Raw genomic sequence first — 26304 nt, 5'->3', positions numbered from 1 at the left:
CACGCCGTCACTGTACATTTTTTCTCATGAATTTTTTTAAGGAGATGATAGATTGGAATACAAAGGAATCGATTACCTTAGAAATAAGCTGTCACATCGCCGTTTTCGGGTAAATATGAGATACAAACAATACGCAATGAAATACCACGAAAATGACCCTGGTATCACTATTCCACCAGAAATTAGGAATCAATATCATGCCGTTCTTGGCTGGTGTGCAAAAGGTGTGGACAGTTTGGCCGATAGATTAGTATTTCGTGATTTTGATAATGATGATTTTAAAGTAAACGAAATCTTCCATGATAATAACCCTGATGTATTTTTTGATTCAGCCATTTTGTCTGCATTGATTGGATCATGTTCATTTGTTTATATTTCAAAGGTAGATGACCAGATTCGTTTGCAAGTTATTGAAGCAAGTAATGCAACGGGAATCATTGATCCAATTACTGGATTGTTAACTGAAGGCTATGCCGTTTTAAAACGTGATGACTTTGGAAATCCGATTAGTGAAGCTTATTTCACAGCTCAATTGACAACGTTTATTACTGGAAAAGATGTAACTAATATTCCTAACCATACTAATCATCCATTGTTAGTACCAATCATTTACCGACCGGATGCAGTTCGACCCTTTGGACGTTCAAGAATTACTAGAGCAGGAATGTATTATCAGAAATATGCAAAGCGTACGTTGGAAAGAGCGGATATCACTGCAGAATTCTATTCATTCCCTCAAAAATATGTGGTTGGTCTAAGTAACGATGCTGAACCAATGGATAGTTGGAAAGCAGCCATTTCATCCATGTTGCAATTTACTAAAGATGACGAAGGTGACAGTCCTAAGTTAGGACAATTTACCACTTCATCAATGACACCATTTACTGAACAGCTTAAAACTGCTGCTGCTGGTTTTGCTGGGGAAATGGGATTAACACTTGATGATTTAGGCTTCGTATCTGAGAATCCATCAAGTGTGGAAGCCATTAAAGCGAGCCATGAGAATCTAAGATTGTCTGGAAGAAAGGCACAACGATCATTTGGTTCTGGATTATTAAATGTTGCTTATTTAGCAGCTTGTTTAAGAGATGATTATGTATATGAACGTTCACAATTCATGAATACAATTCCAAAATGGGAACCATTATTCGAAGCAGATGCCAATATGTTATCAATCATTGGTGATGGTGCTATCAAGCTTAATCAAGCAATACCTGGGTTTATGGATAAAGAAACTATTCGTGAAATTACTGGCGTTAAAGGTTCTGATCAAGAACCATCAATAGAAACTGGTGATGATAATGGATAAAGATATCGTTATTGATTTATTAAAATTAATTGATGAATCATTTAAAGATAAAAACAGTAAAAGTGAAATTTTAAGAAGAGATATTGAGTTATTAAAGAGCGGGAAAGCTACTTACAAAGAAGTTAATGATTTAGCAATTGAAGTTGGACAAAACTTATCACATTCAATTAATGAATTTGTAACTGCTAAATCTTTACCAAATGAAAAAATGTATTTCAATATTTCAAACCGATTGATGAATCATACGTTGAAAAATAACTACGATATTGTAACTGGCTATGCGAGCGACGTTCAGAATCAACTCAATCAAGTTGCTAACTTACATTTGAAGTCACAGATTCCAGATTTCAATCAAGAAAAGGTTAAAGGATTAGTTGAACGATTAACTGCAGCTGAAAGCTTTGATGATATTAAATGGATTCTTGATGAACCATTAGTAACTTTCACTCAGTCAATTGTTGATGACACTATTCAAAAAAATGTTGAGTTTCAATCTAATGTTGGATTAAAACCCAAAATTACTAGAACGGTTGTTGGCAAGCCATGTGACTGGTGTAAAAACTTAGCTGGATCATATAGCTATAATAAGGCACCTGATGACATTTACCGACGGCATGAACGATGTCGCTGTATTGTCGATTACAATCCGGGTGATGGTAGAAAACAAAATGTTTGGACCAAGGGCTGGAAATAGAATTTGACCCAAGCATGTCTCTAAACTGCGGTGATTGAAGGAGGATAACTATGACTACTGAAGTTAAACTTGGTAATCAGCATCCTACTCAATCGGTAATACTTCCATTTACTAAATCTGTATATCAAACTGCAATTGAAAACTATGAAAAGTCGGGACGTACTGCTCAAGAATGGCAAGTTGAATTAGCAAAAGATTTGTTTGCGGTCAATGATGATGGTCTTTGGGTTCATACAAAGTTTGGATATTCTATCCCACGTCGTAATGGTAAAACCGAATTGATCGTTATCCGTGAAATTCAAGGACTTTTAAACGGGGAACAGATTCTTCATACAGCGCATAGAACCACAACATCGCATTCATCTTGGGAACGTGTATTGAAGATACTTGACAATGCTGGTATCAAATACCGGTCTTTGAAAGCAACTGGACGTGAAAGAATTGATTTACCTGAGTCGAGTGGACGTATTGAGTTCCGTACCAGAACATCAACTGGTGGACTTGGTGAAGGTTTCGATTTACTAGTGATTGATGAGGCCCAGGAATATACAACTGATCAGGAATCAGCATTGAAATATGTTGTTACCGATTCAGATAATCCACAAACAATTTTATGTGGAACGCCTCCAACGCCTTTATCTTCAGGTACAGTATTTGTCAGTTACCGCAATGGTGTTTTGGAAGGTAAGCTTGAAAATGCTGGTTGGGCTGAATGGTCAGTTGAAGAGCAATCAAATATTAGAGATAGGGACTTATGGTATAAGACAAATCCTTCATTAGGGACAATCTTTACTGAACGTTCAATCCAAGATGAAGTTGGTTCTGATGAGATTGACTTTAATATTCAGCGACTGGGTCTTTGGATTAAATATAATCAAAAATCGGCTATATCAGAAAATGAATGGGATGAATTGAAAGTTCATTCTTTACCGATTTTGCAAGGCCCACTTTATGTTGGAATTAAATACGGTAACGATGGCGCTAATGTTGCAATGAGTATTGCAGTTCATACCTTATCAGGAAAAGTATTTGTAGAGTCTATTGATTGTCAATCAGTAAGAAACGGCAATCAATGGATTTTGAAATTTTTGCGAACTGCTGACATTCAGCAAGTAGTAATTGATGGTCAAAGTGGTCAATCAATTTTAGCTGCTGACATGAAAGACTTCAGATTGAAGACACCAATTTTACCGACAGTTAAAGAAGTAATCAATGCTAATTCGTTGTGGGAGCAAGGAATTTACCAGGAGTCTATTTGTCATTCTGATCAACCGTCACTAACTGCGGTTGTTACTAATACAGCTAAAAGAAACATTGGTTCAAGTGGTGGGTTCGGTTATAAATCACAGTTTGATGACATGGACATTAGTTTAATGGATAGTGCTTTATTAGCACAGTGGGCTTGCGTTAATGACAAGCCTAAGAAGAAACAAAAAATTGGATATTAATTTTGGACGTTTTTTATACGTTTATTTTTTATGCCAAAAATTACCGATACCACCGGGTAAGTGGGAGAAAGGATTTTAAATTATGACTTTTAAAGCAATTGAAACACAAGAGGAACTTGACCAAATTATTCAAGGACGTTTGGACCGACAGAAGGAATCATTGGTAAAACAGTATTCAGATTATGACGATTTAAAGAAACAAGTATCAACATTGACTAATGAAAATACTTCACTGCAATCAACAATCAGTAAGAGCAAAGAAAAGTATGCTGATTATGACCAAAATATTGAAAATTTAAATTCCAAAATTTCAGGATATGAAACAGCTAATCTAAAAACCAAAATTGCCTTAGAAAATGGACTTCCTTATGACTTAGCAGATCGTTTGGTTGGTGATGATGAAGAAAGTTTGAAAGCTGATGCTGAAAGATTAGCTGGTTTTGTAAAGAAGGATGACCCAGTACCACCACTAAAAGACCCTGAACCAAATACTGGTTCAGATGAGAATAGTGCATACAAAAATTTAATTGATAACTTAGAAGGAGAATAAAAAAATTATGACAACATCAAAGGGAAATTTATTTGATCCAACATTAATTACAGATTTAATTAGTAAAGTTAAAGGTAATAGTTCTTTGGCAATCCTATCTGGTCAAAAGCCAGTAGCATTTAATGGACAAAAAGAATTTACATTTTCAATGGACAAGGATATCGATATTGTTGCTGAGAATGGAAAGAAAACTGAAGGTGGAGTTACTATTGCGCCAGTAACGATTGTTCCAATTAAGGTGGAATATGGCGCCCGTGTTTCTGATGAATTCATTTATGCCACGGATGAAGAAAAAATCGATATTTTGAAAGCATTTAATGATGGATATGCTAAGAAATTAGCACGTGGTTTAGACTTGATGGCCTTCCATGGTGTAAATCCAAGAACTAAAGAAACATCCGCAATCATTGGTAAAAATAGTTTTGATACTTCCATCACTCAAACTGTTGATTTTAAGCAAGCTGATCCAGATTCAAATATTGAAGATGCAGTTTCAGCCATTCAAGGTTCAGAAGGTGTGGTTTCTGGTATGGCAATTGATACACAGTTTTCATCTGCTTTAGCAAAAATGCGTGATAACAGTAATAATCGTTTATTCCCAACATTAGCTTGGGGTGCCAATCCTGGTTCAATCAATGGATTGCAAACAGATGTAAATAATACCGTTGCAAGTGGTTCAAAAGATTACGCAATTTTGGGTGACTTTACTAATATGTTCCAATGGGGATTTGCTAAACAAATTCCGATGGAAGTAATTCAATATGGTGATCCAGACAATTCAGGCCAAGATTTAAAGGGTTATAACCAAGTTTACTTGCGTTCTGAAACATATCTAGGCTGGGGAATTATGGATACTAATAGTTTTGCACGTGTAATTAAACCAGCGGAGGCATAAATAAATGAAATATCAAAATTCTAAAACGAAAGTGATCATTGATGTAGCTTCACGAATCAGAGGCGGGGACTGGGTTCCCGCTGATGAAAACAATGTTCAAGATAAAGTTAAAAAAACGACGGTTAATCCTAAGCCAGTTCCTGACACAACATCAAACGATGATGACAGCGAAGGAATTACTAAAGCACAAATTATGCAAGAATTGGATGCATTTGGAATCAAATACGATTCCAATGCTAAGAAAGAAATTCTTTATGATTTGATGATGAAAGGTAAGAAATAGTCATGGATGATTTTGCTACGATTGATGATTTACAAGTAATGTGGCGAAAGCTTAAACCTGATGAAATTCCACGTGCCACCAAACTGCTTAAAGTAGTCTCTGACTCATTAAGAGAGCAAGCGCTCAAAGTTGGTAAGGACCTTGATAAGATGGTTGCAGAGCGGTTATCTTATGCCACAGTAGTTCAATCTGTAACTGTGGATGTTGTTGCAAGGACGTTAATGACATCAACTGAACAGGAACCTATGACACAAGCTAGTGAAACAGCTATGGGATATTCATGGTCTGGTTCTTATCTTGTTCCCGGTGGTGGATTATTCATTAAAAATTCAGAACTAACTAAATTAGGTTTGAGACGGCAAAGATACGGGGTGATGGAACCTTATGACACGAATCCACGGAATTAGCATTATTTTGATGGATAGAGTTGAAACAGGCGTTGATGGTTTTGGCAAAACGATTTTTAAGGAAAAACCAATTAAAATTCAGAATGTTTTAGTTGCGCCAACGTCAACTGATGATGTTGCTAATCAATTAAACTTGACTGGTAAAAAGATTGTTTATGATTTGGCAATTCCTAAAGGCGATGATCATGATTGGACCAATAAAGAAGTTCAATTCTTTGGAAAGAAATGGCGGACAGTTGGAGTTCCACTTGAAGGAATTGAAGATATGATCCCGCTTGACTGGAACAAGAAAGTGACAGTGGAATATTATGGCTAAAAATAAATTTGTACTTAATCATGGTGGTGTTGGTGAATTACTTAAATCTGCAGCAATGCAAAGTATTGTAGAAGAGCATGCTAGTGAGATTAGAAAATCAGCAGGTGATGGATATGCTCAAGATACTTATGTTGGTAAAAGTCGTGTAAATGCTAGTGTTTACGCTGATAGTTATAAAGCTAGAAAAGATAATTTAAAAAATAATACGCTACTAAAGGCGGTGCATTAATGATTGAGAAAACGATTAAAAATTATTTGGACGGTCATTTTATAGCACCATCTTTTTTAGAAAGACCAGAGAATCCACCAGAGACATATGTTCTATTTGAAAAAACTGGTGGGGCTGAAAGTAATCATATCAATAGTGGAACGTTTGCGTTTCAAAGTTATGCACCTTCACTATTCGAAGCTGCAAAGTTAAATGTAAAACTTAAAGCATGTTTAAATGAAATGATTTATTTTACAGATATCAGTAAAGCTAAATTGAATTCAGACTATAACTTTACTGATCCAGAAACAAAAGAATATCGCTATCAAGCAGTTTACGATTTTAAATATTAGGAGGATAAAAAATGTCAGATACTCAAAATGTTTCAGTTGCTAAACCAAAAATCGGTGGTGCCGCTTATTCAGCACCACTTGGGACTGTTTTGCCTACCGATTCAATTACTAAGTTGGATGCTTCTTATAAAGCACTTGGATATATTTCAGAAGATGGTTTAACCAATACAAATAGCCCTGATTCAGATTCAATCAAGGCTTGGGGCGGTGATACAGTAGCCGTTGTTCAAAAAGGTAAGGAAGATACATTCCAATACACGCTAATCGAGTCTATGAATATTGATGTTCTTAAAGAAGTTTATGGTGAAAAGAATGTCACTGGAGATATGGAATCAGGAATTAAAATTATAGCCAATTCAGATGAATATGAACCTCATATCTTAGTATTTGATATGGTTCTTAAAGGTGGAATTTTCAAGCGTATTGTTATTCCTAACGGTACTATTTCAGAGATTGGTGATATCAGTTATACAGATGAGGATGCTGTTGGATTTGAAACAACTTTTACGGCTTCACCAGATAAAACAGGTACAAATCATTACGAATATATTAATAAACCTACTGCATCAGTTGAAGCCAAAGGAGAATAATCAATATGATCAAAGGTAAAACCAAATCAGGGTTCAATTATTTGATTCCTGAAAAACGGTTAGATAATTATGAATTGTTAGAAGCTATTAGTGATATTGAAACTAATCCGCTTATTATGCCAAAAGTTTTGAAATTATTGTTTGGTAAAAAACAAACTGAAAAATTAAAGAAACATCTTGCTGATAAAGAAGGCTTGATTTCAATGGAAAAAATGACTGCTGAAATTCAAGAAATTTTTGAAGCTCAAAGCCAAGTAAAAAACTCTTAGTCCTTGCCTACATGATAAAAATTGATAAGGATGCACTTATGTGTGACTTAGCAGAAACATATCAAATATACGACTTAAAACAGTTACCTTTAACCAAGGTAGCTGTTTTTTCCTTAGGTTTGAAAGATGATTCGAGAATCAAAATGAAGATGAGAAATCAGAAATTTGATTTAAATCAGATACTTTTGATGTCTGTTGCAGACAATTTGAAGTTACTTCTTTGGTCTAAAACCAAGGATGCCCAAAAAGGTCGAAATAGGCCAGTTCTTTGGTCATCACTATTTGAAGAACCTAAAGAAAAGAAAGAAATCGTATTTAATTCAGGTGAGGATTTTGAAAAGGAAAGAAACCGACTTTTGAAGAAAGGAGGACATAATTAATGGCTACAGAATTAGGTAAAGCGTATGTTCAAATTATTCCATCTGCTAAAGGGATTGGAGGCTCAATCAAAGGCCAATTAGATCCTGAAGCATCATCAGCTGGTGAAAGTGCTGGATCTAAGATGTCTCTAGGGTTGAAAGCTAGTCTGATGGCGGGAGCTGTTGCAATTGGTGCAGCTGTCGGAAAAGTTATTTCGTCATCATTAACAGAAGGTGCGGCATTGGAACAATCTGTTGGTGGTGTTGAGACAATTTTTAAAAAGTCTGCCGGCAAGGTTAAGCAGTATGCTAGTCAGGCGTATAGAACGGCCGGTATGTCTGCTAATGACTATATGGAAAATGTAACTAGTTTCTCAGCTAGTTTGTTGCAGTCACTAGGTGGTAATACCGGCAAAGCAGCTGATGTGGCTAACATGGCAATGATTGATATGTCTGATAATGCAAACAAATTTGGTAGTAACATGGGCGATATTCAGAATGCTTATCAAGGCTTTGCTAAACAGAATTATACCATGTTGGATAACTTGAAGTTAGGTTATGGTGGTACAAAAACAGAAATGGAAAGACTCCTTAAAGATGCCACTAAGTTGACTGGTAAGAAATATGATATTAGTAATTTGTCTGACGTTTACAATGCTATTCACGCTATCCAAGGAAAATTGAGCATTACTGGTACTACGGCTAAAGAAGCGGCCACTACTTTCAGTGGATCGTTTGATTCAATGAAAGCATCTTTTAAAAATGTTTTGGCTAATTTATCCTTTGGTGATCAATTGATGCCATCACTAAACGCTTTAGTTGACACTACTTCTAATTTTCTGCTTAATAATTTTATTCCAATGGTAACTAGAATCATTACGAGATTGCCAACAGCAATTGGAACAATTATTGGTGGAATAGCTTCAAAATTTTCTTCGGTTGGAACTGATGCGGCTATTAAGCTGGGTATCGGTTTAGATACAGGAATGTCTGGAATTGGTTCTAAAATGATGACTACAATACAACCAATAATTACAGGATTTCAAACGGCTTTTAGTCAGTTACCACAATTATTTACTACTATAGTTAATTCGATTATTCCAATTATTGATACGATTGCCATTGCGTTTACGAAGTTAGATTTTAGTGGGATTCAATCAATGCTATCTGCTATTGTTCCGGCCATTACAGCTGGATTTAGTACGATGATGAGTATTGTCGAACCGGCAATTACAAGTGTTGTAAACTCATTCGTTGCACTTTGGAATGCTGCGCAACCTTTGATTTCAGTTCTAGCTGGCGCATTAATGCCGGCTTTTCAGGTGATTGGAGCATTTTTAGGCGGCGTTTTTAAAGGGATTTTGATGGGAGTAACCGCGGCATTTAACGTTGTGAGAATTGTTATTACAGCGTTGACTCCAGTTGTTTCGTTCCTAGTAAGTGTTTTTCAAGCATGCGCTCCGGCACTAAGTACAGTAGCGCGCTGGGTTGGTACTGTTATTGGAGCATTTACAAGCTTAGGTGGAGCTGGCAATAGTTTGCGCAGTATCTTATCAAGCGCCTGGAGCAACATTAAGTCAGCAGTTACAGTAGCTGGCAGTGTAATTAAAGGCGCAATAGGCGGTATTAAAGCCGTGTTTAGTGCTTTAGGTTCTGCCGGTGGATCATTAAAAGGAGTGCTAAGCGGTGCTTGGAATGGTATTAAGTCAGTAATATCAGCAGCTGGCGGTGTTATTAAAGGCGTAATTAACGGTGTTAAGGCAGTATTTAGCAGTTTAGGAAGTGCCGGTAGTTCAGTTCATAGTGCTATTTCAAGCGCATTTAGCGGAATTCGTAGTGCTGTTTCTAGCGCCGGTTCAACTATCAAGGGTGTGATTAGCGGTATTAAGAGCACGTTCAATAGTTTGAAGAATATTAGTTTAAGCGGTGCTGGTCAAGCAATAATGGACGGATTCCTTGGTGGCTTAAAGAGAGCGTGGCGTGGCGTTAAAGACTTCGTCGGTGGCATTGCTTCATGGATCAAAAAGCACAAAGGTCCAATCAGCTATGATAAAAAGTTGTTGATTCCTGCTGGTAATGCAATTATGAGCGGGCTTAACAGCGGATTGATTGACAGCTTTAAAGATGTTAAGTCAACTGTTTCTGGAATGGCCAGTCAGTTAGATTTATCAATGAAACCTGATGTTGCTTTTGACCAACCACAGGTTTTATCAGGTAACAACCTATCAAGAATGATGAAACCAAGTCAAGCGGTGTACACGCACAGCCCAGAACAAGCTGAAACGTTGCAAGATAATAACGCTAAAGTTTTAGAATTACTTCAAGTAATTGCCGACAAACGTACTGTTGTTGATGGTTCTTCTTTTTCAAAGAAGTACGAAGAATACGGATCAACTACAAAGGCATTCCGCAGTCAAATGAGTAGTAGGGGGTTAGCAATTGGCAAGCAAATCTAAATACGCTTATGGCATTGTTTTTGATGGTCAGCGGTCAAATGATTTTGGATTAGACGTTGCTGACAAGGATGTTGGTATGCCTACAAAGAAGAAGATTATTCAAGAGTTGCCGTACAGCAATCATGTTATTGATCTGTCAGAAATTTATGGTAATCAACAATACGAAGAACGAACTTATGAAATGACCTTCATTGTTCGTGATGCCGAGGACTGGAGCAAAGACCGCCTCTATACGATGTGGACGAAAACAGTCAATTGGCTAATGAACCCAGGGCACAAAGTTAAACTCGTCGACGATATCATGAGCAACTATTACTACCTTGCCGAAGTTCAGAAAGAACCAGATTGGGAAGAATTCAGATCATACGGCAAGCTAAAAGTTGAATTCACTTGCTATCCATTTAGAATTGCTGAACTAGCAGAAGGTAACGACATTTGGGACGACTTCAATTTTGAGTTGGATATTGCACAGCATACTGATTATGAAATCAATGGTAGTCGGACGATCACGCTGTTCAATGTTGGCTCTAATTCAGTTGCACCGCAGCTAATTTCCACTGCTCCATTTACGATTACAATGAACGGACAGCAGTTCACGCTTGGAGCTGGCACGTATGATAGTCCGGACTTTATGCTGATGACTGGCGAGACTCAGCTAACAGTTGCTGGCACAGGCAAGTTATCATTCGTTTGGCATAAGGAGTTGATTTAATGTATCGTGTCACAGTAAGACAAGGTTTTAACGGCGATGAACACACAATTAACTCTGAATTTAACAATGACACAAAGTTGCTGACTGGTAAAATCACCAAAGATGTAGATTCGATTGATTCATTCCAGTTTAGTATTAGTCCGAAGTCGCCGTATTACAATAGCTTAACCGGGCTGACAACGTTTATTAAAGTCACTAATACCAAGCTAAACAAGGTGCTTTTTGAAGGTCGCGTACTACCAACTACGGACTCCATGGAGAGCAGCGGAATTTTCGATAAAGAAGTTACTTGTGAGGGAATATTAGCATTTTTGCACGATTCTGTTCAGGACTACTACGCCTTATCAAATAACGACTTACGTGCATTCCTGCAGCACATGATTGACGTGCACAACAAGCAGGTTGACGACTACAAGAAAATCAAGCTTGGCGTTGTCACCGTCACGAGTCCGTCAGACAATGTCTACAAGTCGATTGATGATGCCAAGACCACGTATGAAACGATTCAGGAGAAACTAATTGATAAGTACGGCGGTGAGATTAGATTACGTCATGAAACTGACGGCTTATATCTTGATTACATGCCGGTAATCGGTAGTAGGAGCAATCAAGATATTCGTTTAACCAGCAACCTAGTTTCACTAAAACGAACGATTGATCCTAGTGCGATGTATTCGATCATCAAACCGTTGGGCGCTCGTGCCGAATCAACTGGCGAAGCAGAAACCAATTCTGAAATATCACAACCGCGATTAACGATTGAGACTGTCAATAATGGCAGTCCTTTTTTGTACTCGCAAAAGTTAATCGACAAAATTGGTCGCGTCGTTCATGTAGAGACCTGGGACGATGTGAAGACCGCGTCAATTCTGAAATCAAAAGGTCAGCAGACACTTGATAGTCAAAAGGAAATCAAAGAACAGTTTCAAATTACTGCAGTTGACCTGAGCATGATTCATAAAGATGTTGATGATTTTGATTGCGGTAATTATCACCGCGTCATTAATCCGTTACAGGCGATCAACGAAGATCTAAGAATTGTTGGTCAGTCGATTGATATTTGTAGTCCTGGTAATTCGACATTGTCGATTGGTGACAAGCTGCTAAGCCAAGAACAGTACGAGCTAACTTTACGCAAGCAACAAGAGCAGAAGTTTCAGCAAACCCAGGTGAAGATGGACCAGTTAGCTGCTGAAAATATTAAAGTCAGTCAGCAATCTCAAGAAGCTATCAACACCGCAAACGCGATGAAAGAAACTGTTGCTAAGCTAGAGACGGACTTTAACAATGCGGGTATTGCGAGCGTCAAGACTGACATTACGACAATCAAGAATCAACTCGACGCGCTGGGCGTGAACATCGGCGAAATTGGCACATCAGTCGTTGACTTGCAGACGTTCAAGACTGACCAGCTCGCAATTAACACCGCACAGACGAAAACTAATGAAGCACAAACTGCAACCAATGAAGATTTATTACGACGAATTGAAATATTAGAACAACCAGAAACAGGAGGATTAGAGTAATGGCAGAGGGAATTCAGAAAGCAGAATATAATGATCCAACACCAAATAATTTTTCAGATGATTATGATCGAAACGATGTCGACTCACGCGTTCTGATTCGTACAAATGCAGTTTTGAATAAAGAATTTGGCGGCCAAACACGCGCCGCAATGGCCCAAGCTGAAGAGATCACCAGCGTCGTAGCGTTGGAAGCCAAATCAGAAGCTAGTCGTGCAAAGCAATCCGCTAACGATTTGCAACAACGATATCAAGATCAGATCGAAGGCAAAGTTGAGCCTAGCGAAGTTGTTGACGCTAGACGTCCCGTTGGTGCTAACGCCTATCCAACTTTGAATCAACGTCTACAAGCTGGCGTTGATGATAGATCTATGAACGTTAAAGCTTTTGGCGTAAAAGGCGACGGCTCAACGGATAATTTAGCAGCAATCACTTCACTGATTGCTGACGCAAATGATGGTGATACGCTGTTCTTCCCAGCTGGCAACTATAAGATCTCTAATAATATCGTGATTAATAAGAAAATAAATATCGTCGGTGTAAAGCCAACTTATTCAGATGGAGACTTAGTTCGAGGCACTGTCATCCGTGGCGGAGGAATCTTTTTTGTGACAGGCTCGTCGAACTCCAGTGTGAGCTCAATTGGTGTCGTAGTGGCAACTGGATTTACGAATGGATTCGACGTTCGTGGCACATTGACGGGCATCACAATACAAGATTGTTTAACAATCGCTAAAGCGCATGGTTTTCTGATTGAATCATACGATGGTGTGGTTGAAGGTACTGTAGTTAAGGACTGTGAAGCGCATGATAGTATTCATGCCTTCATAAGCAAAGCAACACGTACAACGTTTGATAGATGTCTTGCCAAGAACATTGGTTTCTGGGGATTTGGCATTATTTCTGACAATATTCAAGGAGCAAACAAGATTGGCGCTGCTATTAACAATAAAGTTGTTAGTTGTCGAGCGGTCGATTCAGGTGTTGGATTTGCACAATATCGTCGCAATTACTTCGCTGATGATCCGAGTGTAGTACCATGCGACGGTAATCAATTTATTGGCTGTTCAAATATTGATTGCACTTATGGATTCTCGGTAGGGGATAAAGTTGGTGATACTGGTAGCGGGAAATATACAACATATCCGGTTACAAACACTGTTGTTACAAATTATAGCGAAGGTGGCGGCAGGGTGAGATTATTAAACAGTAAGAACCTTGTCATCAATGGTATTAGTTTGCAAACGGTTGGAGAGGCTAGTGAGGACAGTACACATACCAATATTGGTATGACAGTCTCTGGCGTTTCTGGACAGAAATTGGGTGAATACGGCAATCTGCAGATCTTAGATACGACCGAAACGCCATCAATTGGATTTGGGCGCGAATTCAGAACAAGTAATGTTGACTATACAACTATTACAGACTTTAAAAATGCGGTGAGTGGCGAAAACTATACAATCATGTTGTGGGATAACTACACAACTATTGATAACAGTGAAACAATACATTTGCAAGAGGGGGCAGTGCAAGGTAACGGCAATAGTGTTACTTTGAAGTGTCAGGGCATCAATTTTTTTGAAATTAAAAGGACTAATTCTATTGACAGAGGCACACAAACAACCCCTTCGTTGGATGGTATCGAGCCTGGCATGCACCGCTTCGTTGACATTGCGCAATTTCCAGATACTACCTATTCAAATATCAAAATTAAAAATCCAGAAAGACATGATGCTGATCTAACAATCCTCATACGACCAACAACAGGAACAATCACACCAGCTTCATTCGATAGTGCACAGTTTGTTATACCTAGCGATTTACCGACATCGTTAACCTGGGGGAATGGGCTGATGACGCACTGGAAGTATCTGATTGCAATAAAGAAATATGTACTAGTGAGCTGGAAAATAACTAGATATGGGTAGTAAATAGGTTGTTCTTTTTATTTTGCGCTAAAGGAAGTGAGTAAATGCCACATTTATATTTTGGGTTCACCATTGGCGACTGGGTGGGAATCGTTACGATTATTGGTGCAGTTTTGGGCGGTTTAGGCGTCTTGGCACATTGGCTGATAGGCTATGCCGAAACAACTTTAATTCAGCCGTTAAAGTATGAGTTGCGTCAAACAGCACAATCCATCGGCAAGCTAACTGAGGCGTCTGAGATAAAACATGTCGGGTTTGAAAATCGCCTTGATGATCATGACCGACGCTTAGACCGTCACAGTGTGCGATTAAAAAATGTAGAGAAGGAAGTTTTTAAACATGAAAATTAATTGGAAAGTACGTTTACTAAGTAAGAAATTCTGGCTGGCCATTGTGCCGGCTATTTTATTGCTTTTACAAGCAGTAGCTACACCATTCGGTTATAAATGGAATTTTGCTGATTTGGGAGTGCAGCTAACTGGGATTATTAATGCAGTATTTGCAGTATTAGCAATCATGGGCGTTGTTACAGATCCAACCACTGCCGGCGTTTCGGATGGTACACTTTTATCGACGTGGTAGGTAAAGGAAATCTTACAAATAAGATTAGTATATTAAATCCCAAAAATCATAATACAATTATAACTATATTTATACGATCAATTGACGGTGTGTTTACATTTGGCGGATTCGACCCAGCTCAGTTTATCTTTCCAAAGGATATTCCTAATTCTATCGAATTTGGGAATGGGCTAATGACGCAGTGGGCATTTCTTCCTGCTGTTAATAAATATGTTCTAATTACTGAACGCATGAGCAATTTTGTATAATTGTTTTAATAATCTATAGTCTATTAGCGTTCCGTACCTATAAACCTTAAGCGTCTTTTTAAGTATGAAAAGTTGAGATTAGATTTTATCTGTTTGATTTTTCGAGCCTTTTGATCAGCTTTCCAACGTTTAAGCTCGTCATTATTAGACCCTTTTTTATTTGATAAGAGATTTGGAGTTATATAGACTGGCTTATCAAAAGAACAATTCTCATTAATAATTGTTCTTTTTTGAAAATGAACATAAAGATAGCTTGAGTTTGTATTATCTGTACAAAAGCCAACTAGTTTTCCTTTATTGTATGTAAAATAATCAATAACTCTTCCAGAAGTTGTGGTAAATGCGAATTCGTCTTTGACAAGATCAGCAAACCATTTATTATCGTCATACTGCCGAATGTTATTCTCATGCTTTAACGCATATGATAGACCACGGCCTTTATTTTTTCCCCAACCCCATTCATCAAATGCAAATACTGCTTTATTTGTAGCTACTTCTTTAAAGGATGGGACTTCTGGTAAATTAAAATTTCTATTCCATAAGGTGTTCATGCATGTATTGTTTCTAAATAAAGTAAGATGACCATGAGTATATATGCGATCATAGTTTTCTAAAAAGTTGTCTGTTAGAAAGTGCGAGATATCGCCAAAAATAATATCAGAATCAAAATATCCCCACCAGGTAGAATCTTTAATATAATGCGAGAATAGTTCACCATACATCGGTTTGAAATCAACTAGTTTATATGCAGATTGTATTGCGGCATGATATCCTAAAATCGAATCAATGTTTTCGTTAAGGCTACACAAATCTGTCTTAACAAATACTATGTTTTCGCTTGATTCAATTGAGTCAGTCTCTATATTGGTAGGAATGATAAATGTCACTTTTGGATTATGTTTCATTGAATCTAGTAATGCAGGAAAAGTAGATGGAAATTGTTTTCCAAAATAAGGTGAAATAAGTGTAATTTTATTCATAAGTAACTCCTATTTTAAAAATTTACACTCATTATACCATTGAAGTTTTTTTATTTTATAGTGTATTTTACATTTTAATTTATTCAAAGGAGGAATAGCATGATTTGAGCAACGAGAAAGAAGATTTAAACGTGACAGAAATGCTCATTGACATTCGTGAGCGCCTAGTACGCGTCGAAACGAACACTAGGCATTTAGATTCGACTGCAACCAAAGCTGAAAAGGCTTATAGCATTGCGAAAGAAAACCAAAAAGATATTGAAGACTTAAATGATAGATCTAAATGGACTCAACGGACAGCTATTACAGCCATCTTGATTCCAATAGGTCTTTTTTTATTCCAGAAATTCATGGGAGGGTAACAATTAATGATTAAAAAAGTAGATTGGCATTCAAAAGTGCTGTGGACTTCGCTGACAGCTCTAGTCATTGTGTTAGTTCAGCAAGTGGCCAAAGTTTTCGGGATTGAATTCAGCAACGATTTAGCTAGCCAAGTACAAGGTATTGTTAATACGGTGCTTACAATCTTAGGCTTAATTGGTGTTGTTTACGATACAACGAAGGGAGATTTAAAATGAAAAAATTAAATAAACTAGTAGTCGCCTTTGGGGTGGCTATTTTATTTGCATCAATTTCCGTGCCGGTGGCCACATCATCAGCTGCTACTCGAACGTACGGCGTTGATTGGTCGAAGTACCAAGGTAATAACGGTAAGTTTGGCTATCAGAAAGACAAGTTCGTTATTAGCCAAGTAGGCGGAACTTACAACGGCTCATACGTCACGCAATCGACTTATCGAACCCAAGTGGCTAGTGCAATCGCTGCTGGTAAATTTGCCCACACCTATATTTGGTATCAAGTGAGCGGAAATCTTAGCGTGTCTAAAGCAGCACTGGATAAATTCTTACCGCAAGTTCAAACGCCGAAGAATTCAATCGTTGCTTTAGATTTTGAATCCGGTGCCAGTTGGAACGCGACGGCCAATACTGACGCGATCATCTATGGCATGCAACGAATCAAGCAAGCGGGGTACACGCCAATGCTGTATTCAAGCAAGGCGTTCTTGCAAGCCAATGCGGATGTATCAAGAATACTCAAGGCGTTTCCGAACAGCCTTTGGATTGCTGGTTATCCAATCAGCGGCGTTGTTAGTTCTGCGCCATTCCAATATTTCCCATCAATGAACGGTGTGGCCATTTGGCAGTTTACGGCTGAATATATCGCTGGCGGTTTAGACGGTAATGTTGACTTGTTAGGAATCACCGAGAATGGTTACAAGGGTAGTCATCAAGACGATGAAGGCAAAGTTACTTTTGAACCTGACACTGATACACCAGCCATTAATGACGGTCAAAACGCTAATGATACTGCCAAGAAAGACATTAAAGTTGGTAATACTGTTAAGGTTAATCTAAAAGCAACCAAGTGGGCTAATGGCGTTGGCATGCCAAGTTGGGTCCGTGGCAAGACGTATAAAGTCCAACAAGTTGCCAAAGGTAAAGTATTATTAGCCGGTATTTTATCTTGGATCAAGACGTCTGATGTTGAGATTTTATCAGTTAGCAGTGGTAGTTCATCAACGTCAACTTACACAGTCCGCAGTGGTGATACATTATCAGCTATCGCAAGCCGTTACGGCACGACTGTTAGCAAACTTCAATCGTTGAACGGTATTTCGAACGCTAACTATATCTATGTTGGTCAGAAGTTAAAAGTCAGCGGTTCAGTGTCGGCTACTTACCACACAGTCAAATACGGTGATACAGTGAGCTCAATTGCTTATCGTTATGGTACAAGCACAAATAACATTGTGCGGTTGAACGGATTAGCCAACGCAAATTATATTTACGTCAATCAACGGTTGCGAGTTAAGTAGAACCATGTTCGGGTACCGTGATTTGGATCTACATCACAAGATTACCAACGTAGCAAAGGGCGTTTACACAGTTAACCAACTTAAAAAGCGCAAAAATGGCATGTGGTCAATCAAGCTCAAGTCTGGTATCTGGATGAGTACGCGCAAAGATTTCATCAAAAAATTAAAATAAAGTGGCTATTGCATTATGTGTAATAACCAGTGTTTTGCCTCACTGCCTTAATTGGTGGTGGGGCTTTTTTGTTTTGTCCAAAAATATTTGAATAAGCTTTTACCATTTCAAAATTTACGTACTATAAAGATTTTGTAAGAAGAAATGGGGTGGAAAAATTATTTTGGAGAATTTATTAGAGAACATAACAGACATTATTAGTTTAGTTACAGTAGTTATAGAATTAAGAACAGCATTATTTACGCGAGAAAATATGGTTTTTGAATCTAATAAAAAGGAAGGCATTTTGCAAAAAAATAACAAAAGGTCTTCCCATTATATGTATTATATTTTCCGTCTAGGTTTTTTATTATTGTATTTGGACACTCGCATCAACGTTTTCAAGAGTTTAAAATGTGTGTCAAATGTGTGCCAACTTTTAATTTCACTTGATTTTACCTGCTTTTATTTGAACCGTTAAAAAAAACAAATGCCGTCTCTTTCGTTGCCGCTGTAAGAAAGAAGCCGCTATAACAAGGGTGACGCGCATTTTATAAAAACACCCAAAATTCCTTTTTATGTCCCCGGCGAGAGTCGAACTCGCAACCTATCGCTTAGGAGGCGATTGCTCTATCCAGTTGAGCCACGAGGACAAGGTTCCTTTCGTATTTTCCCATAGATATTAGGGATAATCAAGTCAGCTTCAGATAAAAAAATTAGCCAAAAATTGATGAATTTTGCAAAACTTGACCCCAGTCAATTTCAATAGTGCTATTTTCGACTATATTAGACTTATCAAATAAAGGCGAGGGGTTAAGAAATATGATGAAATTTGAGCAGGTTATTCAAAAAAATGTTAATACGATTACGTGGACGTCAGCGGCATTAATCGCGATTGGTTTTCTGGGTGAGGCAGTAGGATCGCAAATGCTATATACGGTCGCTTTTGTGTTAGCTTCAATCATTGCAGCCACACCGATTATTATTCGAGCAGTCGAAGCTTTAAAAGTACGCGTAATTGGAATCGAATTATTAGTTAGCATCGCGGTCATTGGTGCCTTTGTCATTCAGGAGTTCAATGAGTCAGCAATTGTCACTTTCCTATTCTTATTTGGGAGTTTTCTAGAAGCGAAAACGTTGGCAAAAACGCGTGAATCAATTAAAACGCTAACTGAAATGGCACCAACCACTGCTGAAGTCGTTCAAGACGATGGTTCAATCGTTGAAACTGATGTGGATGACGTAGATGAGGGCGACATCGTGCTTGTTAAAACGGGTGGTCAAGTCCCAATTGATGGTGATGTTGTAGAGGGTTCTGGATACTTAAATGAAGCAAGTGTTACGGGTGAATCTAAACTAGTGACTAAACAGGTCGGCGACGGCGTTTTCTCAGGCACGATCTTAGATAACGGAACCTTGAAGATTAAGGCAACTAAAGTCGGGGATGATACAACTTTTGCCAAAATTGTGGAATTAGTTGAAGATGCTCAAGATACAAAATCACATGCTGAAAAGTTTATTGATCAGTTTGCGAAGTATTACACACCAGCAGTACTTATTTTAGCGATCTTAGTTGGATTCATCTCGCGTGACTTTCGATTAGCGATCACGGTTCTGGTGCTTGGTTGCCCTGGTGCTTTGGTAATCGGTGCACCAGTTTCAAACGTAGCCGGAATTGGTAATGGTGCCAAAAATGGTGTCTTGATCAAAGGTGGCGAAGTGGTGGATACCTTTGCCAAGATTGATACGTTGGTGTTTGACAAAACTGGGACTTTAACCAAAGGTAATACAGAAGTTTCTGATCTTAAAAACTATGCGGATGATCAAAATCAGGTATTAGCATTTGCTGCAAAATTGGAAAGTCAATCTGATCATCCTTTAGGCAAAGCAATCACAACTTATGCCACTCAACAAAAAGTTGCGTTTCAGAATTTACAGGTAACGACGAATAATACCATTAAAGGCCAAGGAATTGAGGCTCAAATCGACCAACATCAAATTCTGGTTGGTAATCAAAAATTGATGACTGCTAATCAAATTCAATTGACCGAAGCAGAAGAAAATGATTTGAAGAATTTGCAAGCAACTGGAAGTTCAACTGTCATTGTCGCTGTAGATCATAAGATTCAACAAATTATTGGGGTTTCTGATGTTATTCGTGATAATGTCAAAGAAAATCTGGCCGCTTTGAAACAACTCGGAATTAAAAAACTAGTGATGTTAACTGGTGATAATAAAATTACGGCTAATCACGTTGCCCAAGAACTTGGTATCGATGAGATTCATGCCAATCTCTTACCTGAAAACAAGGTCACGTTTGTTAAACAACTTAAAGACCAAGGTCATAAGGTAGCATTTGTTGGTGATGGGATTAACGATAGCCCATCGATTGCTACTGCTGATATCGGTATTGCAATGGGTGGTGGAACTGATGTGGCTATTGAAACTTCCGATATTGTGTTAATGCAATCTAGTTTTCATGAATTAGTTCATGCGTATGGCTTGGCCAAAAAGACCGTTGCTAACACACGTCAAAATATTATCATTGCGATTGGCACAGTAGTCTTCCTACTGATTGGATTAATCTTTGGTTATATCTACATGGCAAGTGGGATGTTTGTTCATGAAGCAAGTATCTTGGTCGTTATTTTCAATGCGATGCGTTTAATTCGTTATCACGCAGCTGGTGCAAAATAAATAAAAAACTTTTCAAAACTTGACGATGATCAATTTTAATTGATAACTGGGACACTATAATAAATGTATAAAGTAAATAAGGAGGAAATTTAAAATGACAAAAGCAATCTTACAATTAGGGGCGTTGACTTGCCCATCATGCATGCAAAAAATTCAAGGCGCATTAGAAAAACAGGCTGGTGTTGAAAAAGTAAAGGTACTCTTTAACGCTAGTAAAGTAAAAATTGAATTTGATGATGCAGTCAATACAGCAGATGCATTGGCACAAGTTGTTAAAAATTTGGGCTACGAAGTTCAAAGTGTAAAGGTAAAACAACCAGCTAAATAAGTTGAACGATGTGATCCAGAGTATTTTTTGGAGCACACCGTTTTTTTGTGTTCTGCTAATAGTGAAAACGATCTGATGTTGATAAACTAAAAATTCGGTGGTATAGTACTTAGTAATTAAAAACGAAATGCATATATAAACGCCTTAATATGGTTGGCGAGTTTCTACCCAGAACCGTAAATTCTGGACTATACGCAATAAATTCATCAAACGATGTCTTCTATTTGCGGACATCGTTTTTGTTTTGCAGTGCGATAGGTTATATATGGATTCAACAGGGGGTAACAAGTTGGTTTCAAAGGAGAAGTGGGCACAAGAACAGATTGATTTCGATTCAGGTGAAGGCGTTCCGTTAGAGAATTCAACTTCTAATGGTCATGCGGCTGTTTTAGGGTTGCAGCATTTACTGACAATGTATTCTGGCGATGTCATGGTGCCGTTGTTGATTGGGGCAATCGTGCATTTTACCGCCACCCAATTGGCGTTATTGATTTCCATGGATTTATTTATGTGTGGAATCGCCACATTATTGCAGGTGCATCGGACGCGAATGATTGGAATTGGACTACCAGTTGTTTTAGGTTGTGCGGTTCAGGTTATCACACCGTTAGGAACCATCGGAAAAACGCTTGGGATCACCACGATGTATGGTGCAATTATTGTTTCCGGATTATTTGTTTTATTGATGAGTGGTGTTTTCTCGAAAATGCGGAATCTTTTTCCACCCGTTGTGACAGGGTCATTGATTGTGGTCATTGGTTTCACTTTGATGCCCGTAGCGATTACTGATTTAGGCGGTGGAACTGTGGGATCCCATAATTTTGGTTCGCCAAGTAATTTATTGGTCGGTGGTTTCACGTTAGCTTTGATTATTGCGATTAACGTTTGGGGTCGCGGCTTTATCAAATCGATTGCGATTTTGATCGGATTAATTGGCGGAACGGCTTTGGCCGGAGCACTTGGAATGATTAAACTGAGTACTGTATCGCAAAGTGGCTGGTTTCGTTTCCCCGAACCTTTCATGTTTGGGGTACCGCATTTTGAATGGTCATCTTCAGTAACGATGATTCTAATCGCGTTAACGACCATGATCGAATCGACAGGAGTTTTCTTCGCACTAGGTGACATGACCAATCGCCATTTAACCGGCGATGATTTAAAACGGGGCTATCGCGCTGAAGGAATTGCCCAAATTTTGGGTGGCATCTTTAACACTTTCCCATACTCTACATTCTCTGAAAATGTGGGTGTTGTGCAGTTTTCCGGAGTTAAAACTCGGAAGCCAATTTACTTTGCTGGCTTATTCTTACTGATTTTAGGCTTATTGCCCAAAATCGGCGCATTAGCCACGGTGGTGCCAACACCAGTTTTAGGCGGGGCAATGTTAGTTATGTTTGGAACGGTTGGGCTACAAGGGGTCCGAATTTTGAAAAACGTAGACTTTGATGACAGCCGCAATTTGATTGTTGCTGCAGTTTCCATTGGCGCTGGCTTAGGGGTTGCCAGTGTGCCCACGATTTTCCAAGCGCTTCCTTCAGAATTGTATTTAATTCTCGGTAACGGGGTCGTCGTGACTAGTATTGTGGCCGTTTTCCTAAACTTGGTCTTTAAGTTACAACGTAAAACTGAAGCTAAATAAAAATGCGCGAATTTCGAGTCTGTATAAAACAGATCAAAGAAATTCGCGTATTTATTTTATGGAAGGTGAAGGTGGTTTATCCAGTTACCGTTTCTAAAAATTGGGGTGATGGTGCCATCTTGTTTGATGCCATCGATGTTCATTTTGTCAGAACTGACCATGAAGTCGACGTGCACTTGGCTATTATTGATGCCATGTTTGGACAATTCTTCAGGAGACGTTTTAGCGCTGCCCTGCAAGTTGAAGCGGTTGACTGGGTTAGAAGTTTACACCCACCTGAGTAACTAAATTAGCGTATTTTTGAAGCTTTTTAGTTAAAGTTGTTTCATTTATAAAGGCAATCCTCTTCATAAAAATCGATTCTATCGTAGCATAGCCAACGCGTTTCCACGCAATAAATGGGCGGTTGATTGCAAAATAAGTGCTAAGAAATATCAGAAAGACCAGTTAAGACTTAAAAAACGATGAGTGGTGCGGTATACTTGTTTACAAGAGAAATTATTAATTATGCCGATAAAGGCACCTTTTACGGAGGATTATTTTGAAAAAATTACGTGTCATGACCATATTTGGAACGCGTCCTGAAGCCATCAAAATGGCCCCAATCATTTTAGAAATGAATCAACGAAAATCTGAATTTGAAGCGATCACCGTTGTGACAGCGCAACATCGAGAAATGTTGGACCAAGTTTTAGAAATTTTCAAAATTACCCCAGATTATGATTTAAATATTATGAAACCCAATCAAACGTTAAGTGAGATTACCGGCCGCGTTTTAAATAAATTGGATACCATTATTCAAGAAGTGAAACCGGATGTTATTTTGGTTCACGGAGATACCACAACAACCTTTGCGGCCAGCATTAGTGCGTTTTACAACCAAATCCCGCTAGGCCATGTGGAAGCGGGCTTACGGACGTGGGATAAGTATTCGCCATATCCAGAAGAGATGAACCGGCAATTAACGGATGTTTTGGCCGACTATTACTTTGCACCAACGACTTTAAGTAAACAAAATTTACTTAAGGAAAACCATCCCGAAGCCAACATTGCGGTTACGGGAAATACTGCCATTGATGCCCTGCATGAAACCGTGCGTGAAGATTATCATCACGCTGTGCTAGATTTGGTAATGCCAGAGCATCGTCTAATTTTGTTAACGATGCATCGCCGCGAAAATCAGGGAGCACCAATGCGCCGAGTATTTAAGGCCATTAAGCAAGTCGTGGATTCTCATGCAGATGTAGAAATTATTTATCCTGTTCATCTAAGTCCTGCCGTTCAAAAAGCAGCTCACGAAGAACTAGGCGATGATTCCCGGATTCATTTGATTGACCCACTGGATGTGGTGGATTTCCATAATTTGTCTGCGCGCAGCTATTTCATCATGACAGATTCTGGCGGTGTGCAAGAAGAGGCTCCTTCGTTGGGCAAACCTGTTTTGGTATTGCGTGATGAAACGGAACGTCCAGAAGGGGTCACAGCTGGCACGTTAAAATTGGTGGGTACTGATCCACAAACAGTGACGGATGCGATGCTGGAATTGTTGGACGATTCACAAGTTTATCAAAAAATGGCCACTGCCAAAAATCCGTATGGGGATGGACATGCTGCCCAACATATTTTAGATTTCTTACAACAAAAATTTAGTGATAAGCGGAGTTAATGGGGATGAAGGATTTAATTAAAAAGAATCAAGCCATCATTTTGTATTTAGTTTTTGGGGTTCTTACAACAGTTGTCAATATTGGGGTGTTTGCCTTTTTTGAAACTTATACAAATTGGAATTACCAAATTGGCACTGCAATCGCGTGGATTGCATCGGTTTTGGTGGCGTTTTTTACTAATAAAGTATGGGTTTTTAGCTCAGGTTACACTACCTGGCGGGCGTTTTGGCGTGAACTTGGTTCCTTTTTCTTCTTTCGCTTATTGACCTACTTTATGGAAGTTATCATTATGTGGGTTGGCGTTTCGTTAATGAAGGATAATGCCATTTTAGTAAAAGTGGCTGATAATGTGATCGTGGTGATCGTAAATTACGTGTTCAGCAAATTAATTATTTTTAAACAACACGAGACAAAAAAAGATTGAAACTGATTAACCAAATTCCAATCTTTTTTAAACAGGCTTTAGTTTTGTGAGGCATTGTAGCTATCAACTAAGCTTTTGGCAAAGGCATCTAATTGATCTAAATCTTCTTCTGATTCAGGTGCCAAATTGATTTTAACGGGTTCTGCTCCTTGTTTAGCTTTAGCAGCTTTGAAAGCTTTGGCAAAGGCATCAACAGCGACACAATAAAATTCTTCATAAAAAACGTCGCCGGATCCAGCTACGCCAAAGATTTTACCATCTAAATCTAAATCAGGTAGTTCTTCATAGAAGTCCAAGCCTTCTTCAGGAAGGGCACCTTCGTCGTAGGTGTAAGGTACCACAACACAGATATCAAAATTTTTAAATTCATCGGCATCGGTCTGTGAAATCTCTGATTCGTCAACTTCGACGCCGAGATCTTCAAGCGCTTCGGTAATGATGTCGGCGCAATCTTCGTTGTTGCCGGTAATGGTTGCAAAAACAACTTTTGCAGTTGGCATGTGAGTTCCTCTTTTCATTATAAGTCCTAAAGAATTATAGCAGACAAATCCAGTTTAGTGAATGTTTTCAGCAAGGAGGTTCACGATGACAGAAAAAAAAGCAGTTCCAAAGGTAACCAAAATTACCACGCAAAAAAGAGAAGGACGTTATAACGTCTTTTTAGATGACCAATACGCCTTTCCGATTAGTGAAGATGTGATGATTAAATATCGCATTTTCAAAGGGATGGAAATTGATAAGCAATTGCAAGAAGAAATCTTGGCAGCAGATGATGTTTCCAAGGCTTATTCACGCGCATTGGCGTTTTTGTCAGGCCACTTACGAACGGAAAAAGAAATTCAGCAAAAGCTTCGGGAAAAAGAAATTCCAGAACCCACGATTGAAGCAACTTTGAAAAAATTACGGGAATTAAATTTAGTGGATGATCTTCAGTATGCCCAAAGCTACGTGCGAACGATGGCTCGGACTTCTGATAAGGGCCCCATTGTGATTACCCGCAACTTGCGAACCAAGGGTATTTTAGAAAATGACATCGAGCAGGCGTTATTAGAATATCCGGCAGATGATCAGGTCGCTAACGGGATTGAAATTGGCGAGAAACTTAGTCACCATTACCGCCGGGATCCGGTTTCGAAGATGAAACAAAAAGTGCGGCAAGGATTGATGACCAAGGGATTTACAGGAGATGTGATTACTCAAATTCTTGAACAAATGGAATTTGAAATTGACCCTGACTTGGAAGACGAGAAATTGAAAAGTGAATTTGAAAAAGTTTGGAATCGTAATCGCCGCTATGCTTTTTCACAACGGAAGATGCGCACGAGGCGAACCTTATATGGGAAAGGTTTCCAGTCGGACGCCATTAATCGATTAATTGACGAACAAGAAGATTTAAAATAAGTATCATCGTT

At 38.5% G+C, this 26304-nt stretch carries 30 protein-coding genes, 1 tRNA gene, 2 pseudogenes and 1 riboswitch; of the genes and pseudogenes, 29 read left to right on the top strand and 4 right to left on the bottom strand.

The features are described 5' to 3' along the window. Positions 1–52: 52 nt before the first annotated feature. The 19 genes and pseudogenes from AB3217_RS07120 to AB3217_RS07030 form a co-directional block, all read left to right on the top strand. A complete protein-coding gene (locus AB3217_RS07120) occupies positions 53–1309 on the top strand; it encodes a hypothetical protein (protein WP_367365872.1) in 1257 nt (418 codons plus the stop codon). Then, positions 1302–2003, top strand: a complete 702-nt coding sequence (locus AB3217_RS07115; RefSeq protein WP_367365871.1) for a hypothetical protein — start codon at positions 1302–1304, stop codon at positions 2001–2003. The genes AB3217_RS07120 and AB3217_RS07115 overlap by 8 nt, the downstream gene beginning before the upstream one ends. Positions 2004–2053: 50 nt before the next feature. Further along, a complete protein-coding gene (locus AB3217_RS07110) occupies positions 2054–3451 on the top strand; it encodes a terminase (RefSeq protein WP_367365870.1) in 1398 nt (465 codons plus the stop codon). Positions 3452–3530: 79 nt separating this feature from the next. After that, positions 3531–4001, top strand: a complete 471-nt coding sequence (locus AB3217_RS07105; protein ID WP_367366129.1) for a DUF4355 domain-containing protein — start codon at positions 3531–3533, stop codon at positions 3999–4001. Positions 4002–4008: 7 nt separating this feature from the next. Further along, the gene (locus AB3217_RS07100; RefSeq protein WP_367365869.1) at positions 4009–4896 is read left to right on the top strand and encodes a phage major capsid protein; all 888 of its coding nucleotides are present in this window, start codon (positions 4009–4011) and stop codon (positions 4894–4896) included. Between the two features lie 4 nt (positions 4897–4900). After that, positions 4901–5179 (top strand): hypothetical protein, encoded by a 279-nt coding sequence (locus AB3217_RS07095; protein ID WP_367365868.1) that lies wholly within the window; start codon positions 4901–4903, stop codon positions 5177–5179. Between the two features lie 2 nt (positions 5180–5181). Further along, the gene (locus tag AB3217_RS07090) at positions 5182–5586 is read left to right on the top strand and encodes a phage Gp19/Gp15/Gp42 family protein (RefSeq protein WP_367365867.1); all 405 of its coding nucleotides are present in this window, start codon (positions 5182–5184) and stop codon (positions 5584–5586) included. Continuing rightward, positions 5564–5902: a hypothetical protein gene (locus AB3217_RS07085; RefSeq protein ID WP_367365866.1), complete on the top strand. Its 339-nt coding sequence runs from the start codon at positions 5564–5566 to the stop codon at positions 5900–5902. Before AB3217_RS07090 ends, AB3217_RS07085 begins: the two co-directional genes overlap by 23 nt. Then, on the top strand, positions 5895–6131 hold the full coding sequence (locus AB3217_RS07080; RefSeq protein WP_367365865.1) for a hypothetical protein: 237 nt from the start codon (positions 5895–5897) through the stop codon (positions 6129–6131). The genes AB3217_RS07085 and AB3217_RS07080 overlap by 8 nt, the downstream gene beginning before the upstream one ends. Continuing rightward, positions 6131–6463, top strand: coding sequence for a hypothetical protein (locus tag AB3217_RS07075; RefSeq protein ID WP_367365864.1), 333 nt, complete (start codon positions 6131–6133; stop codon positions 6461–6463). Before AB3217_RS07080 ends, AB3217_RS07075 begins: the two co-directional genes overlap by 1 nt. Positions 6464–6474: 11 nt before the next feature. Further along, positions 6475–7053 carry a phage tail protein gene (locus AB3217_RS07070; RefSeq protein WP_367365863.1) on the top strand — a complete coding sequence of 193 codons (579 nt, stop codon included), beginning with the start codon at positions 6475–6477 and terminating at the stop codon, positions 7051–7053. Between the two features lie 5 nt (positions 7054–7058). Beyond that, on the top strand, positions 7059–7322 hold the full coding sequence (locus tag AB3217_RS07065; protein ID WP_367365862.1) for a hypothetical protein: 264 nt from the start codon (positions 7059–7061) through the stop codon (positions 7320–7322). 11 nt (positions 7323–7333) lie between these two features. After that, the gene (locus AB3217_RS07060; RefSeq protein WP_367365861.1) at positions 7334–7702 is read left to right on the top strand and encodes a DUF5361 domain-containing protein; all 369 of its coding nucleotides are present in this window, start codon (positions 7334–7336) and stop codon (positions 7700–7702) included. Continuing rightward, on the top strand, positions 7702–10137 hold the full coding sequence (locus AB3217_RS07055; protein WP_367365860.1) for a phage tail protein: 2436 nt from the start codon (positions 7702–7704) through the stop codon (positions 10135–10137). Before AB3217_RS07060 ends, AB3217_RS07055 begins: the two co-directional genes overlap by 1 nt. Continuing rightward, positions 10121–10849 carry a phage tail protein gene (locus AB3217_RS07050; protein WP_367365859.1) on the top strand — a complete coding sequence of 243 codons (729 nt, stop codon included), beginning with the start codon at positions 10121–10123 and terminating at the stop codon, positions 10847–10849. Before AB3217_RS07055 ends, AB3217_RS07050 begins: the two co-directional genes overlap by 17 nt. Next, positions 10849–12375, top strand: coding sequence for a phage tail protein (locus tag AB3217_RS07045; protein ID WP_367365858.1), 1527 nt, complete (start codon positions 10849–10851; stop codon positions 12373–12375). The genes AB3217_RS07050 and AB3217_RS07045 overlap by 1 nt, the downstream gene beginning before the upstream one ends. After that, the gene (locus AB3217_RS07040; protein WP_367365857.1) at positions 12375–14300 is read left to right on the top strand and encodes a glycosyl hydrolase family 28-related protein; all 1926 of its coding nucleotides are present in this window, start codon (positions 12375–12377) and stop codon (positions 14298–14300) included. The genes AB3217_RS07045 and AB3217_RS07040 overlap by 1 nt, the downstream gene beginning before the upstream one ends. 44 nt (positions 14301–14344) lie before the next feature. Beyond that, positions 14345–14650 (top strand): hypothetical protein, encoded by a 306-nt coding sequence (locus tag AB3217_RS07035; RefSeq protein WP_367365856.1) that lies wholly within the window; start codon positions 14345–14347, stop codon positions 14648–14650. Then, positions 14640–14858: pseudogene (locus AB3217_RS07030) on the top strand (phage holin); the annotation flags it as partial. The gene AB3217_RS07035 and the pseudogene AB3217_RS07030, both read left to right, overlap by 11 nt. Positions 14859–15153: 295 nt before the next feature. On the opposite strand, the gene AB3217_RS07025 reads toward AB3217_RS07030, so the two are convergent. After that, a complete protein-coding gene (locus AB3217_RS07025) occupies positions 15154–16110 on the bottom strand; it encodes a DUF6625 family protein (RefSeq protein ID WP_367365855.1) in 957 nt (318 codons plus the stop codon). A gap of 104 nt (positions 16111–16214) precedes the next feature. Here AB3217_RS07025 and AB3217_RS07020 point away from each other — a divergent pair, with 104 nt between their 5' ends. The 4 genes from AB3217_RS07020 to AB3217_RS07005 are packed head-to-tail and all read left to right on the top strand — an operon-like array spanning position 16215 to position 18158. Continuing rightward, positions 16215–16472: a hemolysin XhlA family protein gene (locus AB3217_RS07020; protein ID WP_367365854.1), complete on the top strand. Its 258-nt coding sequence runs from the start codon at positions 16215–16217 to the stop codon at positions 16470–16472. Positions 16473–16478: 6 nt separating this feature from the next. Next, positions 16479–16688, top strand: a complete 210-nt coding sequence (locus AB3217_RS07015; RefSeq protein ID WP_250800166.1) for a phage holin — start codon at positions 16479–16481, stop codon at positions 16686–16688. After that, entirely contained in the window at positions 16685–17986 is a 1302-nt protein-coding gene (locus tag AB3217_RS07010) for a LysM peptidoglycan-binding domain-containing protein (protein WP_367365853.1), read from the top strand. The genes AB3217_RS07015 and AB3217_RS07010 overlap by 4 nt, the downstream gene beginning before the upstream one ends. 22 nt (positions 17987–18008) lie before the next feature. After that, positions 18009–18158: a hypothetical protein gene (locus AB3217_RS07005; protein WP_367365852.1), complete on the top strand. Its 150-nt coding sequence runs from the start codon at positions 18009–18011 to the stop codon at positions 18156–18158. Positions 18159–18716: 558 nt separating this feature from the next. Here AB3217_RS07005 and AB3217_RS07000 read toward each other — a convergent pair. After that, positions 18717–18790: transfer RNA gene (locus tag AB3217_RS07000), tRNA-Arg, on the bottom strand. A gap of 172 nt (positions 18791–18962) precedes the next feature. On the opposite strand from AB3217_RS07000, the gene AB3217_RS06995 reads away from it, so the two are divergent. The 3 genes from AB3217_RS06995 to AB3217_RS06985 all read left to right on the top strand — a co-directional run bounded on the left by AB3217_RS06995 (position 18963) and on the right by AB3217_RS06985 (position 22801). Next, on the top strand, positions 18963–20834 hold the full coding sequence (locus AB3217_RS06995; protein ID WP_367366128.1) for a heavy metal translocating P-type ATPase: 1872 nt from the start codon (positions 18963–18965) through the stop codon (positions 20832–20834). Positions 20835–20928: 94 nt separating this feature from the next. Then, entirely contained in the window at positions 20929–21162 is a 234-nt protein-coding gene (locus AB3217_RS06990; protein ID WP_057808037.1) for a heavy-metal-associated domain-containing protein, read from the top strand. Positions 21163–21273: 111 nt separating this feature from the next. Next, positions 21274–21373: riboswitch (purine riboswitch) on the top strand. A 111-nt stretch (positions 21374–21484) separates the two neighbouring features. Next, entirely contained in the window at positions 21485–22801 is a 1317-nt protein-coding gene (locus tag AB3217_RS06985) for a nucleobase:cation symporter-2 family protein (protein ID WP_229923038.1), read from the top strand. Between the two features lie 56 nt (positions 22802–22857). On the opposite strand, the pseudogene AB3217_RS06980 reads toward AB3217_RS06985, so the two are convergent. Beyond that, a pseudogene (locus AB3217_RS06980) lies at positions 22858–23046 on the bottom strand (aminopeptidase); the annotation flags it as partial. A 296-nt stretch (positions 23047–23342) separates the two neighbouring features. On the opposite strand from AB3217_RS06980, the gene wecB reads away from it, so the two are divergent. Then, positions 23343–24467 carry a non-hydrolyzing UDP-N-acetylglucosamine 2-epimerase gene (gene wecB / locus AB3217_RS06975; protein WP_057784576.1) on the top strand — a complete coding sequence of 375 codons (1125 nt, stop codon included), beginning with the start codon at positions 23343–23345 and terminating at the stop codon, positions 24465–24467. Positions 24468–24472: 5 nt separating this feature from the next. Beyond that, positions 24473–24892, top strand: a complete 420-nt coding sequence (locus AB3217_RS06970; RefSeq protein ID WP_147206675.1) for a GtrA family protein — start codon at positions 24473–24475, stop codon at positions 24890–24892. Between the two features lie 38 nt (positions 24893–24930). On the opposite strand, the gene AB3217_RS06965 is transcribed toward AB3217_RS06970, so the two are convergent. Beyond that, positions 24931–25392: a flavodoxin gene (locus AB3217_RS06965; RefSeq protein WP_057784574.1), complete on the bottom strand. Its 462-nt coding sequence runs from the start codon at positions 25390–25392 to the stop codon at positions 24931–24933. A gap of 85 nt (positions 25393–25477) precedes the next feature. Between AB3217_RS06965 and recX the strand changes: the two genes are divergently transcribed. Further along, positions 25478–26293, top strand: a complete 816-nt coding sequence (gene recX, locus AB3217_RS06960) for a recombination regulator RecX (RefSeq protein ID WP_068805858.1) — start codon at positions 25478–25480, stop codon at positions 26291–26293. Positions 26294–26304 lie beyond the last annotated feature (11 nt).

The sequence above is a fragment of the Pediococcus parvulus genome (assembly GCF_964063155.1).
GTDB lineage: Bacteria > Bacillota > Bacilli > Lactobacillales > Lactobacillaceae > Pediococcus > Pediococcus parvulus.
This window is presented reverse-complemented; position numbering and strand designations above follow the sequence as displayed.